The organism is Nocardia concava NBRC 100430, from assembly GCF_000308815.1.
GTDB lineage: Bacteria > Actinomycetota > Actinomycetes > Mycobacteriales > Mycobacteriaceae > Nocardia > Nocardia concava.
In genome coordinates this window covers 54,429-71,395 of the sequence record NZ_BAFX01000132.1, presented here as the reverse complement: position 1 = coordinate 71,395, position 16,967 = coordinate 54,429, and the positions used below count along the sequence as shown (strand labels likewise).

At 70.9% G+C, this 16,967-nt stretch carries 3 protein-coding genes; all 3 read left to right on the top strand.

The genetic code is table 11. From position 1 onward, the window contains the following. Positions 1 to 806, top strand: an 806-nt coding sequence (locus ON43_RS30800) for an amidohydrolase family protein (protein WP_040813194.1), incomplete at its 5' end; no start/stop codon positions are given. Between the two features lie 364 nt (positions 807 to 1,170). Beyond that, the gene (gene lnt / locus ON43_RS30795) at positions 1,171 to 2,859 is read left to right on the top strand and encodes an apolipoprotein N-acyltransferase (protein ID WP_373283505.1); all 1,689 of its coding nucleotides are present in this window, start codon (positions 1,171 to 1,173) and stop codon (positions 2,857 to 2,859) included. A gap of 400 nt (positions 2,860 to 3,259) precedes the next feature. Further along, positions 3,260 to 16,936, top strand: coding sequence for a non-ribosomal peptide synthetase (locus ON43_RS30785; protein ID WP_083913849.1), 13,677 nt, complete (start codon positions 3,260 to 3,262; stop codon positions 16,934 to 16,936). Positions 16,937 to 16,967 lie beyond the last annotated feature (31 nt).

Below are 16,967 nucleotides of genomic sequence, written 5' to 3'. Positions count from 1 at the left end.
TGTTCGTGGACGGCGCGATCGGCTCGCACACCGCGTGGCTGCGCACGCCCTACGCCGACCGGGACACCGTCGGCACCTCCTATCTCGACACCGACGCCATCGCCGCGCATGTGCTGGCCTGCACCGAGGCTGGTATCCAGACCGGCTTCCACGTCATCGGGGATGCCGCCATGGACGCGGTGGTCGCCGGATTCGAGCGCGTGGTGGGCGAACTCGGCGGTCCGGCCGTCGCCTCGCGCGGGCACCGCCTCGAACACGCCGAGATGATGACCCCGGAGCAGATCGAGAAGCTGGCGTCGTGGGGCGTGATCGCCAGTGTCCAACCGGGATTCGACGCCGCCTGGGGCGGCACTGACGGCATGTACGGCCAGCGCCTGGGCGCGGAGCGCGCCGCCACCCTGAACCCCTTCGCCGCCATGGCTTCCGCGGGCATCTCCCTGGCCATCGGCTCCGACGCCCCGGTCACCGCCCTCGCGCCTTGGGAAGCCTTGCGCGCGGCCGTCAATCACCGCACCCCCGGACACCAGATCTCCCCCCGCGCCGCCTTCGCCGCCGCCACCCGCGGCGCCTGGCGCGCGGGCGGCGTCCGCGACGGCATTGCCGGCACCCTCGTCCCGGGAGCCCCTGCCTCCTATGCCATCTGGGACGCCAAGGAACTCGTGGTAGCGGCCGCCGCCGACACCGTCCAGCGCTGGTCCACCGACCCCCGCTCCCGCGTCCCCGGCCTCCCGCCCCTGACCCCGGACGCCCCCGCCCCCCGCTGCCTGCGCACCGTGCACCGTGGGGTCACCATCCATGAAGCCTGAGCACGACCCCGAAACCGCCTCCGCCGCCCTACCCTCCGCGCCGACATCGAGCCATACTCCGGCCGATGCGGCCGGCGCGGCCGACGGCCGGACCCCGGCGACGACGAACGGCTCCGCCGCGCACGGCGGCTCGGCACTCGCAGCCAGCGCAGCTGACTCCGGGGCCCGCGGGTCGGCGGAGTCCATCGCGGTCGGTGACGATCGAGTCGACTCCGGCGCAATGACTTCGGGTCGGGGTGGCTCGAGTGAAGCGGCCGAGGTGCCGCCGACCGTCCGCCGCCCGGGGGCCGCGGACGTGCGTGCCGCGTCCGGAGACGGCGCCGCGGCGGCGATGCCGGAATCGGAATCCGGTGGCGGCGGCGAGATCTCGACCGGTACGGCCGCGGCGTGGCCGCCGGGCCCGGTCGGGCGGTTGGTGAGTCTGGCGGCGCGGCGGCCCGGTGTGGTGCGACTCATCGCGGCGGTGGTGGCCGGGCTGTTGGTGTACGCGAGCTTCCCGCCGCGGACGCTGTGGTTCCTGGCGCCGGTCGGGATCGCGGTGCTGACCCTGGCTGTGCGTGGAACCGGCCGGGCGCGTGGGGGTTTCGGGCTCGGGTTCGTGGCGGGGCTGGGGTTCTTTCTGCCGCTGCTGCCGTGGACCGGGATCTATGTGGGGCCGGTGCCGTGGATCGCGTTGTCGGCGGTGTGCGCGCTGTATGTCGGGGCGTTCGGGTTGTTGACGCGGTGGGTGGCGACGTTGCCGGGGTGGCCGCTGTGGGTGGCGGCGACGTGGTCGTTGACGGAGTGGGCGCGGTCGAGCTTTCCGTTCGGAGGGTTCCCTTGGGGGAAGCTGGCTTTCGGGCAGGCCGACGGGTGGTATCTGCCCTTCGCGATGCTGGGCGGCGCACCGCTGGTGAGCTTCGCCGTCGCGTTGACGGGTACTGGGTTGGCGGCGCTCGCGCTGGGGGCTTTGCGAAGGTTGCGAGGGGCCACCGGCGATAGCTCGGAAGTGGCTGCCGTCACATCGGATTCGCCCAGATGGGGAGCATTGCGTCTCACATCCTGGAACCGGATTGTTGCTGCGGCAATGCTTGTGGCTATAGTTCCCCTCACCGGAGTGATCCTCCGGACCGCGCTGCCCGGCCCGGAGGACGGCAACCGGCCGATCACGGTCGCCGCCATCCAGGGCAGCGTGCCGCGCCTGGGCCTGGACTTCAATGCCCAGCGCCGCGCGGTTCTCGACAATCACGTCAAGCGCACCGAGGAACTGGCCCGCGACATCGCCGCCGGCCGCGCCCCGCAACCGGACGTGGTGATCTGGCCGGAGAACTCCTCCGATATCGACCCCCTGCGCAATGCCGATGCGGCCCAGGAGATCTCGCAGGCGTCCAAGGATGTGAAGGCACCCATCCTGGTCGGCGCGGTACTGGTCAACAACGACCGCACCACCACCAACTCCGTCATCGTCTGGAACGGCGATGCCGGACCGGGGGAGCGCCACGACAAGAAGATCATCCAGCCCTTCGGCGAGTACCTGCCGATGCGCTCGTTCTTCCGGCACTTCTCCGAATACGCCGACCGCGCAGGCTATTTCGTCCCCGGCCACGGCGACGGCGTGGTGCACGTACGGCCCGCGGGCGGCGGCGCACCGGTGACCATCGGCGTGGCCACCTGCTACGAGGTCGCCTTCGACCGCGCCTTCGAGCAATCCGTGCGCGCCGGCGCGCAGCTGCTCACCGTCCCCTCCAACAACGCCACCTTCGGCCGCAGCGAGATGACCTACCAGCAGCTGGCCATGTCCCGGGTGCGCGCGGTGGAGCACGGTCGCGCCGTGGTGGTCTCGGTGACCACCGGGGTCAGCGCCATGATCACCGCCGACGGCACCATCCAGCAGCAGACCCCGCAGTTCGAGCCCGCGGCGCTGGTAGCGACGCTGCCGCTGCGCGACAACACGACACTCGCGACCCGTTTGGGCCCCGCGCCGGAGGTGTTGTTGTGTATCCTGGCCGCGGCTGCCACTGCGGTGGCGCTGTTCCGGCGGCGGCCGCGAGCTCTGGCAAAACCGGCGCTCTGACAGAACCGACCGGCCGGTAATTCCGAATACCTTTCGGTGCAGTACTCGCGGGCACGTGTATGAGGGCCGTCCCGCGTCGGCGACATAGATTCGCCAGTTCGTTGCCACGGCCTGTTGGATTTCCGATATGTCCGAGTTCGAGTGGTTCCCTTATGCGAGATACGCGACCAACGCGAGGTTTGCCATGAGGTAGCTGAACTGAATCTTCGCTCCGCCAACGCTGTTCGTTGCGGGCAACTCGAGATCACCACCGATCCGCTCGGCGGGATGCTCCGAATCATAGGGCGTGGGCCACGTCCTACGGCTCGCGCGTGCGCGCGAAAGCCGGGCACTGGCATCCACCGTATCGAATTTCGGGGCTTGGGGAGTTGCGTCAACAGCGGCAGAACGGAGTTTTTTGATGAGTTCATTGGCCACCGACCGTGTCGACCAATGTTCTTCGGGTGAATTCTCGGCTCAACCTTTCGCGCTCTCTCCCGCGCAATCAGCCCTCTGGTATGCCCAGCGGATCCGTCCCGACATCCCGCTCACCATCGCGCAATTCGTGGAGATCCACGGCGATCTCGATGTCGGCCGCCTGCTCTACGCCATCGAACGCTTCGGCGCCGAGTCCGAGGTCGGCCACGTGCGCCTGCTCGAGATCGACGGCGTCCCGCACCAGGTGGTCGACCCCACCTGGCGGCCCGGCTGGGCCCGCATCGACCTGCGCGAGGAGCCGGATCCGCGGGCGGCGGCCCTGGCCTGGATGAACGAGCACGCCAGCTCGCCCATCGACATCGAACACGACCCGCTCACCATGAATGTGGTGCTGCGCGTCGGGGATTCGGACTGGATCTGGTACACCCGTGGCCACCACATCGTCATCGACGGCTACGGCGCCATGAACGCCACCACCCGCGCCGCCGAGATCTACACCGCGCTGGAGAACCAGACCGAACCCGTGGTCTCGCGCGCGACGCCGCTGGCCACCATCTACGCCGATGAGAACCGCTACCGCGACACCAGCCGTTTCGTCAGTGACGGTGACTACTGGCGGGAACAGCTCGCCGGGGTCGGCGAGCCGATCACCCTGTCGTCCAACGGATCCCTGCCCGTCGTCTCCGACGCGGGCCGCCGCACCGCCACCGCCGTCATCGGCCGCGATGTCGAATCCGCCATCGAGGCCGCGGCAACCGCGTTCGGCTCCAACAGTTCCGCGCTGTTCGTGGCTGCCCTGGCCGGCTACGTGCGCGCGGTCACCGGCACCCAGGACGTGGTGCTGAGCCTGCCGGTCTCCGCCCGCACCACCGTCTCGCTGCGCCGCTCCGGGGGCGTGGTCTCGAACGTGGTGCCGATCCGCGTGCAGTTCCAGCCCACAGATACCGTCGCCGACACCGTGCGCGCCATCGAACTGCAGATCACCGGCGCGCTGCGCCACCAGCGCTACCGCAGCGACGACATCCGCAGGGACTGCGGCTATTCCCGCGACACCCGCGGCTTCTTCGGTCCGATGGTCAACCTCATGCTCTTCCACAGCGAGCTGAAGTTCGGCAGCCTGGTCGGCTCCATCAACGTGCTGTCCACCGGCCCGGTCGAGGACCTCTCGATCAACCTCTACAACGGCCTGGGCAACCGCATCCACATCGACTTCGAGGCCAACCCGCGCCTGTACGGCGACGCCGAACTGTCCATGCACCACGGGCGTTTCCTCGACTACCTGTACCGCTTCGTGTGCGCCGCCCCCGGCACCGTGATCGCCGATATGCCGGTGCTCACCGAGCTGGAACGCGAACGCGTCCTGCACGAATGGAATTCGACCCAGGTCGCCCGCCAGGAGGGCACCCTCGCCGGGCTGTTCGCCGACCGCGCCGCCATGTCCGCGGGCCGGATCGCGCTCGACTACGAGGGGGAGACCCTCACCTACGCCGCCTTCGACGAACGCGCCAATCGCCTGGCGCGCGAACTCATCGCGCGCGGCGCGGGCCCCGACACCCTCGTCGGTCTCGCCATCCGGCGCAGCCTGGACCTGCTGATCGGCATGTACGCCATCGTCAAGGCGGGCGCGGCCTACCTGCCCATCGATCCGGACCACCCGGCCGACCGCATCGAGGCCATCCTCGACCAGGCCCGGCCGCTGTGCGTGCTCACCGCCCGCCGTGACCGGCTCGAACTGCCCCGCACCGCACCGCGATTCGAGATCGACGTCGCGGACCTGACCCAGCGCGGCGGGCGGCCTGTCACCGATGCCGACCGGCGCGCACCCCTGCGCTCGGACCACCTGGCCTACGTGATCTTCACCTCCGGCTCCACCGGAAAACCCAAGGGCGTCGGCGTCACCCACGCCGCCATCGTGAACCGGCTGCGCTGGATGCAGCACGCCTACCCGCTCGACAGCTCCGACGTGGTGCTGCAGAAGACCCCCGCCACCTTCGACGTGTCGGTGTGGGAGTTCTTCTGGCCCTTGCAGATCGGGGCGCGCCTGGTGATCGCCGCCCCCGACGGGCACCGTGATCCGGGCTACCTGGCCCGGATCATTGCCGAGAAGGGCGTCACCACCGCCCATTTCGTGCCGTCCATGCTGTCGGTGTTCCTCACCGACACCGATGTGGCGGGCTGCAAAGGCCTGACCCGCGTGTTCTGCTCCGGTGAGGCGCTGCCCGCCGCCACCGTCGCCGAATTCCACGCCGCCCTGGGCACCGGCCCGGACGCCCCGCAGCTGCACAACCTCTACGGCCCCACCGAGGCCGCCGTCGACGTCACCGCCTGGCACTGCACGCCCGGCACCACCGACGTGCCGATCGGCGCACCCATCTGGAACACCCGCACCTATGTCCTCGACGCCCGCCTGCAACCGGTCGCCCCGGGTGTCGTGGGTGAGCTGTATCTGGCGGGCGTGCAGCTGGCCCGCGGTTACCTGGGTCGCGGTGCGCTCACCGCGGACCGGTTCGTGGCCAACCCGTTCACCCCGGGCACCCGCATGTACCGCACCGGCGACCTGGTGCGCTGGCGCGGCAGCGGCCGCTCCGGCGTGCTGGAATACCTGGGCCGCAGCGACTTCCAGGTCAAGGTGCGTGGCCTGCGCATCGAACTGGGCGAGATCGAGGCAGCCCTGCTCGCCGACGAGCGGGTGGCGCGCGCGGTGTGCGTGGCCCGGCGCGGTCGCGGCGGGGATGAACTGATCGGCTACGTGGTCGCCGCCCCCGGCGCGGGCCCCATCGAAACCGCCGAGCTCACCGCCGGATTGCGTCGCATCCTGCCCAGCTACATGGTGCCCTCGATCCTGATGGTGCTCGACGAACTACCGCTCAGCGCCAACGGCAAGGTCGATCGAAAGGCGCTGCCCGAGCCCGACGCCGGCGCGCGCCGCCCGGTCGCCCGGCCCGCCGCCGCCCCGAGCAACGACGCCGAACGACAGCTCACCGGCATCTTCGCCGAGGTCCTCGGCACCGACGAATTCGATGTCCACGACAGCTTCTTCGACCTGGGCGGCAACTCCCTGACCGCCGCCCGGGCGGTGGCCCGCGTCAATGCCGCGCTCGGCGTCTCGCTGACCATCCGCGACCTGTTCGAGACCTCCACCGTGACCGCCCTGGCCGCGCGCCTGGCCGACGCGCGCCCCGAACACGCCTCCCCGAAACTGGTGGCCGGGCCACGCCCGCAACAGATTCCGCTGTCGCTGGCGCAGCAGCGGCTGTGGATCCTCAACCGGTTCGCCGAACACGCCGCCGCCTACAACATGCCCCTGGCGGTGAAACTCACCGGGCCCCTGGACATCGCGGCCCTGCGGGCCGGGCTGGTGGATGTGCTGGAACGGCACGAGAGCCTGCGCACCACCTTCCCCGACACCCCCGACGGACCGTGCCAACTGGTGCATCCGGCCGGCGAGATCCCGCTCACCCTCGATCCCATCGACGCCATCGACGCCGACGTGATCGCCCTGGCCACCGAATTCGCCGGGTACGGTTTCGATCTGCGCAGCCAGGCCCCGGTGCGAGTCGCCCTCTACGCCACCGGACCCGACTCGCACCTGTTCCTCATGGTGCTGCACCACATCAGCGGCGACGGCTGGTCAATCGCCCCGCTGATCCGCGACATCATGACCGCCGTCGCCGCCCGCGCCGAAGGACAGGCCCCGCGGTGGACGCCGCTGCCGGTGCAGTACGCGGATTTCGCGCTGTGGCAACGGGAACTGCTCGGCGACGAAGCCGACCCGGCGAGTGCGCTCGCCCGGCAGCTGGCGTACTGGCGGGCGGCCCTGGCCGACCTGCCCGACCAGCTGGACCTGCCGCTGGATCGCCCGCGCCCGCGGCAGCGCTCCACCGACGGCGGCACCGTCGAGTTCACGATTCCCGGTGACACCCGCCGCGCCCTGGCCGCCGTTGCCGCCGAGCGCGGGGTCAGCACCTTCATGGTGTTGCACGCCGCCCTCGCGACCGTGCTTGCGCGCCTGTGCAATACGACCGATATCGCCATCGGCACCCCGATCGCCGGGCGTAGCGACCCGGATCTCGACGATCTGGTCGGCATGTTCGTCAACACCCTCGTGCTGCGCACCCGCATCGATCCGGCCGCCGGCTTCGACCGCATGCTCACCGAGGTCCGCGACACCGACCTCAACGCCTTCGCCAATGCCGACGTGCCCTTCGAGCGCCTGGTCGAGGTGGTGAACCCGGAGCGCTCCGCCGCCCGGCACCCGCTGTTCCAGGTCATGCTGTCCTACGACAGCAGCCCGGACCTGCGCGTCGACCTGCCCGGCGTGGACGCCGAGGTGGTGCCCATGGCCACCGACATCGCCAAGTTCGACCTGCAGCTCACCGTCCACGAACCGGCCGGAACCCCCGCCGACGGCACTCCGATGACCGCCGAATTCGGTTACGCGGCCGATGTTTTCGACCGCGCCACCGTCGAGGCCATCGCGCGGCGCTTCGGCGCGGTGCTCGCCGCCGCGGTCGCCGACCCGTCGATCCCGGTCGGTGATCTGCCGCTGCTCGACGCGCGTGAGACCGCGAAACTGGTGCCCATCATGGGTTCCCCCGCCGAACCCGCCATCACCCTGGCCCGGCTGCTCACCGACACCGCCGAACGCGTCCCCGACGCGGTCGCCGTGCGCTACCTCGGCACCGACACCACCTACCGCGAACTCGACGAACGCTCGAACCGCCTGGCGCGCGTGCTGATCGAGCACGGCGCGGGCCCCGAGGTCGTCGTCGCCATCGCCCTGCCGCGCGGCCTGGACAGCATCCTCGCCGTCTGGTCGGTCGCGAAAACCGGTGCGGCGTATGTGCCGATCGACCCGGACTACCCCTCCGACCGCATCGCCCACATGCTCGCCGACTCCGGCGCCATGCTCGGCATCACCGACGCCGAACGCCGCGCCGAACTGCCGGACTGGCCCGGCAGCCGGGGACGGCACCGCAAGAACTACGTGGACTGGCTGCTGCTCGGCTCCGACGAGCTCACCGCCGAGGCCGCGCAGTTCCCGGTCACCGCCGTCACCGACACCGACCGCCACCACCCGCTGCGCACCTCCGGCCCGGCCTATCTCATCTACACCTCCGGCTCCACCGGCATGCCCAAGGCCGTGGTCGTCACCAACGCCGGCATCTCCTCGCTGGCGCACGAGCAGATGCACCTGTTCAAGGTCACCGATTCGGCTCGGACACTGCATTTCTCCTCGCCCAGCTTCGACGCGTCGGTGCTGGAGCTGCTGCTCGGTTTCGCGGCCGGGGCCACCATCGTGGTCGCGCCCGCGGGCATCTTCGGCGGTATCGAACTCGCGCGCATCCTGCGCGAGGAGCGGGTGACCCATGCCTTCGTCACCCCGGCGGCACTGGGCACCGTCCCCTCCGACGACCTGCCCGACCTCGAGGCCGTCATCGTCGGCGGCGAGGCCTGCCCCGAAGACCTCGTCAAGGTGTGGACCGCACCGGATTCCCGGCCCGGTCTCCCCGCGCGGCGCATGCACAACATGTACGGCCCGTCCGAGGCGACCGTCGCCGCCACCGCCACCGGCCCCATGCTCGCCGGGCAGCCGGTGCCCATCGGCCTGCCCGTGCGCGGCATGCGGTTGTTCGTCCTCGACGGCCGCCTGCACCCGGTCCCGCCGGGCGTGGCGGGGGAGCTGTACCTGTCCGGTCCCGGCCTGGCCCGCGGCTACCTGGGCCGCCACGGCCTGACCGCGCAACGCTTCCCGGCCAATCCGCACGGCCGCCGCGGCGAACGTATGTACCGCACCGGCGATCTCGTGGTCGCCGACGGCACCGGGCAGCTGCGCTTCCTGGGCCGCGCCGACGACCAGATCAAGATCCGCGGCTTCCGCATCGAACTGCGCGAGATCGACCACGTGCTGGCCGCGCATCCGGGAGTCACCTTCGCGCTCACCGTGGTCCACCACGACGAACGCGGAATCCCGCGCCTGGTCGCCTATCTCACCGCCGACACCGAACTCGATCCCGCGGCCGTGCTGGAGACCGCGCGCGGGCGGCTGCCCGGCTACATGGTGCCCTCGGCGCTGACCGTGCTCGAGACCATGCCGGTCACCCCGTCGGGCAAGCTCGACCGCAAGGCCCTGCCCGCCCCCGAGTTCGTGGCCGCCGCGCCCACCCGGGCCCCGGAAACCGAACTGGAGCAACAGGTCGCGCTCGTCTTCGGCACCGTGCTCGGCGGCACCGCGCCCGGCGCGGAGGACAACTTCTTCGAGATCGGCGGCAACTCGCTGCTGGCCACCCGCCTGACTGCGGCCCTGCACACCGAATTCGGGGTGGAGCTGCCGGTGCGGGCCATCTTCGAGGCACCCACCGTCGCAGGGGTAGCGGCCCGTCTCGCGGAAGCGCCCCGGACGCAGCGTGCCGCGCTGGCTGTGCACACACCGCGCCCGGAGCGCGTGCCACTGTCGCTGCCGCAGCAGCGACTGTGGTTCCTCAATAGATATTCCCCCGAATCCAGCGCCTACAACATTGCTTTCGTCCTGCGAATCGACGGTGAGCTCGATATCGACGCCCTGCAGGCCGGACTCGCCGACGTGGTGGAACGCCACGAGGTGCTGCGCACGGTCTTCCCCGAGGACGACAAGGGCGCCTACCAAGTGGTGCTCGATACCGCGCGCTGCCTGCCGGTGCTCGAGGCCGTCGAGACCGACGATCTCGGCGCCCGCAAGACCCTGCGCTCGCTGGCCCGGCGCGGATTCGACCTGGCCCGCGAGATCCCGCTGCGAATGACCTTGCTGCGTACCGGGAACCGCCGCCACCTGCTCGGCATCGCGCTGCACCACATCGCCGCCGACGGCTGGTCGCTGGGCCCGCTCACCCGCGACCTGGCCCTCGCCTACACCGCCCGCCACGGCGGCGCGGCGCCCACCTGGGCGCCACTGCCGGTGCAGTACGCCGACTTCAGCCTGTGGCAGCGCGAAATCCTCGGCGCGGACAGCGATGCCGACAGCGCCGCCGCCGCGCAGCTGGCCTACTGGCGGACCGCGCTGGCCGACCTGCCCGAGGAGCTGCCGCTGCCCTATGACCGGCCGCGTCCGGCCGAACCGACCCAGCGGGCCGGTGCGGTTCGCTTCGAGGTGCCGGAAGCCTTGCAGCGCAAGCTCGCCGAGGTCGCCCGCGCCCACGGCGTCAGCCTGTTCATGGTGCTGCGCTCGACGCTGGCGGTGCTGTTGCGCACCGTCACCGGCGGTCGCGACATCGTCATCGGCACTCCGGTCGCCGGGCGCACCGACACCCGCCTCGACGATCTGGTCGGCATGTTCGTCAACACGCTGATCCTGCGCTCGGACGTGGATCCCGACCGCAGCTTCGCCGAACTGCTGCAGGCCGACCGCGACACCGAACTGGCCGCCATGGCCCACGCCGAGGTGCCCTACGAGCGGGTCGTGGAGGAACTGCAGTCCGACGAGGGCCAGCGCCGCTACGGCGCGCGGCCGCTGCTGCAGGTCGCACTCACCGTGCAGGACACCCCGGTGCCCGCGCTGCGGCTGCCCGGATTGTCGCTGCAGGCCGAGGAACTCGATATCGCGCTGGCCAAGTTCGACCTCGAACTGCGGGTGCTGCCCGGCGACCGGGGTGCCGGCGACGATGCCGCGGCCGAGGACCGCGTCTTCGAATTCGTCTACGCCGCCGAGCTTTTCGACCAGACCACGGTCGAGACCCTGGCCGAGCGGCTGCTGCGGGTATTCGACGCGGTCGCCGCCGACCCGCGGACCCGGGTGCGCGATATCGACGCGCGCACCGAACTCGAACGCGAACTGCTCACCCCCGCCTGGGGTCCCGCACCCGAACCGCAGTGCAGCCTGGCCGCCTACTTCGCGGCCACCGCGCACCTCAATGCCGACCGGGTGTTCCTGCGCTTCGACGACACCGAACTCACCTACCTCGAATCCGACGTCTACTCCAACCGTTTGGCGCGCGCCCTCATCAACCGCGGCCTGGGCCCGGGCGACCGGGTGGCGCTGGGGCTGACCCGGTCGGTGGAATCGGTGCTGGCGGCCCTCGCGGTCGCCAAGTGCGGGGCCGCGTTCGTGCCGGTGGATCCCAACTATCCGGCGGATCGGGTGCGGCACATGCTCACCGACTCCGGCTGCCGGGTCGGGATCAGCATGACCGAGCACGCGCCCGACCTGTACGCCGCCGCCGGCGACCACGCCGTCGACTGGCTGCTGCTCGACGATGCCGAGCTCCTCGACGAACTCGAGGTCCTCGACGACGGCCCGATCACCGACGCCGAACGCACCACCACCCTGTGGACCGCCGACCTCGCCTACGTCATCTACACCTCCGGCTCCACCGGAAAACCCAAGGGCGTGGCCGTCACCCACGGCGGACTGTCCAACTTCGCCGACGAGATCCGCGAGCGCATGCGCGTGGACCGGGACTCGCGGACCATGCACTTCTCGTCCCCGAGCTTCGACGCGGCCATCTTCGATCTGCTGCTGGCGGTCGGCGCGGGCGCGACCATGATCATCGTCCCGCCGGATGTGTACGGCGGCGACGAACTGGCCGCGCTCATGGACCGCGAGGAAGTCAGCCACACCTTCATGACCCCGGCCGCCCTGGCCACCATCGACCGGGAACGGTGGGCGCTGCCGCACCTGCGCTCGGTCATGGTCGGCGGCGAGGCGTGCGGGCCGGAACTGGTGGCGCGCTGGGCGCCCGGGCGCATGATGTTCAACGGCTACGGGCCCACCGAGACCACCGTCGTGGTCACCATCGCCGGACCGCTCACCGTCGGCGAGCCGATCACCATCGGCAGCCTGGTGCGCGGCGCCCGCGCCCTGGTCCTCGACGAGCGCCTGCGGCCGGTCCCGGTCGGCGTGCCCGGCGAGCTCTACATCGGCGGACAGGGCGGCGCGCGCGGCTATTTCGAGCGTTTCGACCTCACCGCCACCCGCTTCGTCGCCGACCCCTACGGTCCCGAGGGCTCCCGCCTGTACCGCACCGGCGACGTGGTGCGCTGGACCGCGGGCGGGGAGATCGTGTACCTGGGCCGCAGCGACCACCAGGTGAAGGTGCGCGGGTTCCGCATCGAACTCGGCGAGATCGACGGCGTGCTCACCGCCCACCGCGCGATCCGCTTCGCCCACACCGAGGTCCGCGAGATCGCGGGCGTGCGCCGCATCGTGTCCTACGTGCTGCCCCTCGACGTGACGGCGGCACCGGACCTGGAGGAGCTGCGCGCCCACTGCGCCAAACACCTCCCGGCGCACATGGTTCCGTCCTCGCTCACCCTGCTCGACCGCATCCCGCTGACCCCGGTCGGCAAGCTCGACCGCGACGCGCTGCCGCAACCCCAGGCCGTCGTCGCCGTGGTCTCCCGCGATCCGGAGACCGACACCGAACGCCTGGTCGCCGAGGTGATGGGCGACCTGGTCGGGGCCGAGGCACTCGGCGCGGACGACAGCTTCTTCGAGGTCGGCGGAAACTCGCTGCTGGCAACCCAGTTGGTGGCGCGCCTGGCCACCGCCACCGGAGTGCGCCTCGAGGTGCGGGCGGTCTTCGCCGCACCGACGGTGGCCGGACTCGCCGCGGCCCTGGACGCCGGATCCGCCTCCGCGGACCTGCGGCCCGAACCGCGCAAACGCACCCGGCCCGCGCGGATTCCGCTGTCGGCCGCGCAACGCCGCCTGTGGTTCCTGGAGAAGTTCAACGCCTCCGGGGATCAGGGAGAAGCGCTGGGCGCCTACAACGTTCCCGTCGCGCTGCGCCTGCACGGCGAACTCGATATCCCGGCACTGCGTGCGGCTCTGCACGAGGTGCAGCGCCGACACGAGACCCTGCGCACCGTGTTCCCCGAGATCGACGGCGAACCCTGCCAGCAGATCCTGGAACCCGGTGAGGCGGCGGTCACCCTGCCGTTGCGCACCGTGCCGGAATCGGCGGTGCCCAGCGAGATTCGCCGTGTCACCGCCGGCGGATTCGATCTGGCCACCAGCGTGCCGCTGCGCGCGGCGCTGCTGCGGCTGACCGGGTCCAAGACCGAGCACGTGCTGGTGCTGGTGGTGCATCACATCGCCATGGACGGCTGGTCGCTGCAGCCGCTGGCCGCCGATGTGGCCGCCGCGTACCGGGCGCACAGCGGCGGGCAGACGACACCGGAGTGGCCCGAATTGCCCATCCAGTACGCCGATTACACGCTGTGGCAGCAGGATGTGCTGGGCCGCGAGGACGATTCGGAATCGGTCATCAGCCGCCAGCTCGACTACTGGCGGCGCGCCCTCGACGGCATTCCGGAACTGCTTGCAGTGCCTGCGGATCGGCCACGACCGCCGGTTCCGAGCTACCGCGGCGGCACCGTCGACTGCACCCTGGACGCGTTCACCCACCGTGAACTGCAGATGCTCGCGGCCGAACACGGCGTCACCATGTTCATGGTGCTGCACGCGGCACTCGTTGCCTTGTTGCATCGACTGACCTCCGGCGACGACATCACCGTCGGCACCCCCATCGCGGGGCGTGGACACCCGGCGCTGGACCGCCTGGTCGGCATGTTCGTGGGAACGCTGGTGCTGCGCACCAAGATCGAGGGCGGGGCCGGGTTCGCCGACCTGCTGCGCGCGGTCCGCGACACCGACCTCGAGGCCTTCGCCCACGCCGACGTGCCGTTCGAGCGGCTGGTCGAGGTGCTCAATCCGGTGCGCTCCCAGGCGCATCACCCCATGTTCCAGGTCATGCTGTCGGTGCAGAACCAGCCGGTGCGCGTGCTGGAACTGCCGGGCATGCGCATCGAGGCCGACGACGCCGATCCGGGCATCGCCAAATTCGATCTGCAGTTCACCCTCACCGAATCCTGGACCGACAAGCGCGAACCCGACGGCATCACGGTGTCGGTCAACTACGCCTCGGACCTGTTCGACGAGATCACCGCGCACCGGTTGGCTCAGCGGTTCGTGCGGCTGCTCGGCGCGGCGGCCGCGAATCCGGCCACCGCCGTGGGCGATCTGGAACTCCTCGATTCGAGCGAATGGTCGGCGCTGGCCCCCGTGCGCGGTGCGGAACCCGGGCTGCCCATCACCTTCCCGGAGGTGTTCGAGGCCGCCGCCAACCTCAACCGGGCCGCCATCGCGGTCCGCTCGGCGGGCACCCAGATCTCCTACGACGCCCTCGACCGCTGGACCAACCGGCTGGCCCGCGTGCTCATCTCCTACGGTGTCGGCCCGGAAACCCTGGTCGCCATGGGGATTCCGCGCTCGGCCGAATCGGTGGCCGTCATGCTGGCCATCGCCAAGGCCGGCGCCGCGTTCGTGCCCGTCGACCCGAACTACCCGGAACAGCGCATCAGCCACATGCTGCTGGATTCGGGTGCGGCCGTGGGCATCACGCTGTCCACCTATCGGGAGCGCATGCCCGACGGGGCCAACTGGACCGTGCTGGACGCGCCGTCGTTCCGGCGTCGCGTGCTGGCCACCTCCGACGCGCCCATCCGCGACGAGGAACGCACCACCTCACTGCGCATGGACAACCCGGCGTATGTCATCTACACCTCCGGCTCGACCGGCATCCCCAAGGGCGTGGTCGTCACCCACGGCGGCCTGTCCAACTTCGCCGCCGAGACCGCGCACCGCTTCGACGTCGGACCCGGCTGCCGCGTCCTGCACTTCGCGACACCGAGTTTCGACGCCGCCATGCTCGACCTGCTGCTCGCCCTCGGCGGCGCGGCCACCCTGGTGATCACCCCACCCGGCGTGGTCGGCGGGCAGGAACTGGGGCAGGTGTTCATCGACGAGGGCATCACCCATGCCTTCATCACCACCTCGGCGCTGGGCACCGTCGACCCGACCGGCGTGACCGCACTGCGGCACGTACTGGTCGGCGGCGAGGCGCTGCCACCGGACCTGGTCACCCGGTGGGCCCCGGGCCGCAAGCTCTACAACGTGTACGGGCCGACGGAAACCACCATCGTGACGGTGATTTCGCAGCCCATGGCACCGGGCGGGCAGATCACCATCGGCGGACCCATCCGCGGGGTCGGCGCGACCGTGCTCGACGCGCGCCTGCACCCGGCACCCGGCGGGGTCACCGGCGAACTGCACCTCGCCGGCGCCGCCCTGGCCCGCGGTTACCTGCGACGGCCGGGCATGACCGCGCAGCGGTTCGTGGCCAACCCGTTCGGCAAGCCGGGCGAGCGCATGTACCGCACCGGCGATCTGGTCCGCTGGCTCGAACGCGGCGGGCGCGCACAGGATCTGGAATACGTGGGCCGCACCGACCACCAGGTCAAGATCCGCGGCTTCCGCATCGAACTCGGCGAGATCGACGCGGCCCTGGCCAAGCATCCGGCGGTGGAGTTCGCCACCACCATCGGGCACCGCACCCCGGCCGGGTCCACCGCGCTGGTGTCGTATGTGAAGCCGCGCACCGGGACCGCGCCGACCACGGCCGAACTGACCGCGCACGTGGCCGAACTGGTGCCCAACTACATGGTCCCGCAGTCGATCATGCTGCTGGACCGGGTGCCGCTCTCACCGGTCGGCAAGCTGGATCGAAAGGCGTTGCCGGAACCGGTGTTCGCGGCCCGCGAGGGCTACCGGGCCCCGTCCACCCCGATCGAGGAGGCGCTGTGCGCCGCCTTCGCCGAGGTGCTGGGCATCGAACAGGTCGGCGCCGACGACGGGTTCTTCGAACTCGGCGGCAACTCGCTGCTGGCCACCAAGGTGGTGGCGGTGCTGCGGGCCGACGGCATCGACCTGCCCGTGCAGGCCATGTTCGGCGAATCCACCCCGGCCGCCATCGCCGGACGGCTCGCCGACGCCAAGGGCGATGCCGGGGCGGCGCTGGCCGCGGCCCTGGGCGCGGTGCTGCCGCTGCGGCCCGCCACGGATTCGACCGTGCCGCCGCTGTTCTGCGTGCACCCGGCCATCGGCCTGTCCTGGTGCTTCGCCGGACTGCTCTCGCACCTGCCGCACGAGCGGCCGGTGTACGGCCTGCAGGCCCCGCACGTCGCGGGGGAGGAGAGCCACGCCACCATCGCCGAGGCCGCGAAATACTATGTGGCGCACATGAAGTCGGTGCAGCCGGAAGGCCCGTACCACGTGCTGGGCTGGTCGCTGGGCGGGCTCATCGCCCACGAGGTGGCCGTGCAGCTGCAGCAGGGCGGCGACGAGGTCGCGCTGCTGGGACTCATGGACAGCTACCAGCTCTCGGACCAGTGGCTGGAAACCGCGGTGCCGTCGGTGTCGGCGATCATCGCCGAATTCGGTTCCGATCTTCTCGGCGGCGACGCCGACATCGATCCGCGCATGACCCTGCACGAGGCAGCCGAACTGCTGCGCAGCCGGTCCGGGCCGTTCGCGGCGCTGACCGTCGAGCATTTGGAACGCCTCTACACCGGCTACGAGAACGGCGCGCAGCAGGCGCACGGTTTCCAGCCGCACGTCTTCGACGGTGATCTGCTGTTCTTCACCGCCGCCGACGACGAGATCAACCGGGCCGACCCGGAGCGCTGCGCCGCGGCCTGGGAGCCCTATGTCACCGGCGTCGTGCACGACCAATTGGTTCGCTGCACGCACGCCGGCATGACGACGCCCGAATCCCTCGCCGTCATCGGGCCGGTGCTGCGGGATCAGCTGGCGGCCATCGATGCCCGGCGGGAGGGGACGGCATGAGCGGTCAAGCGCGGAGGAGGCAGCGGAGCGT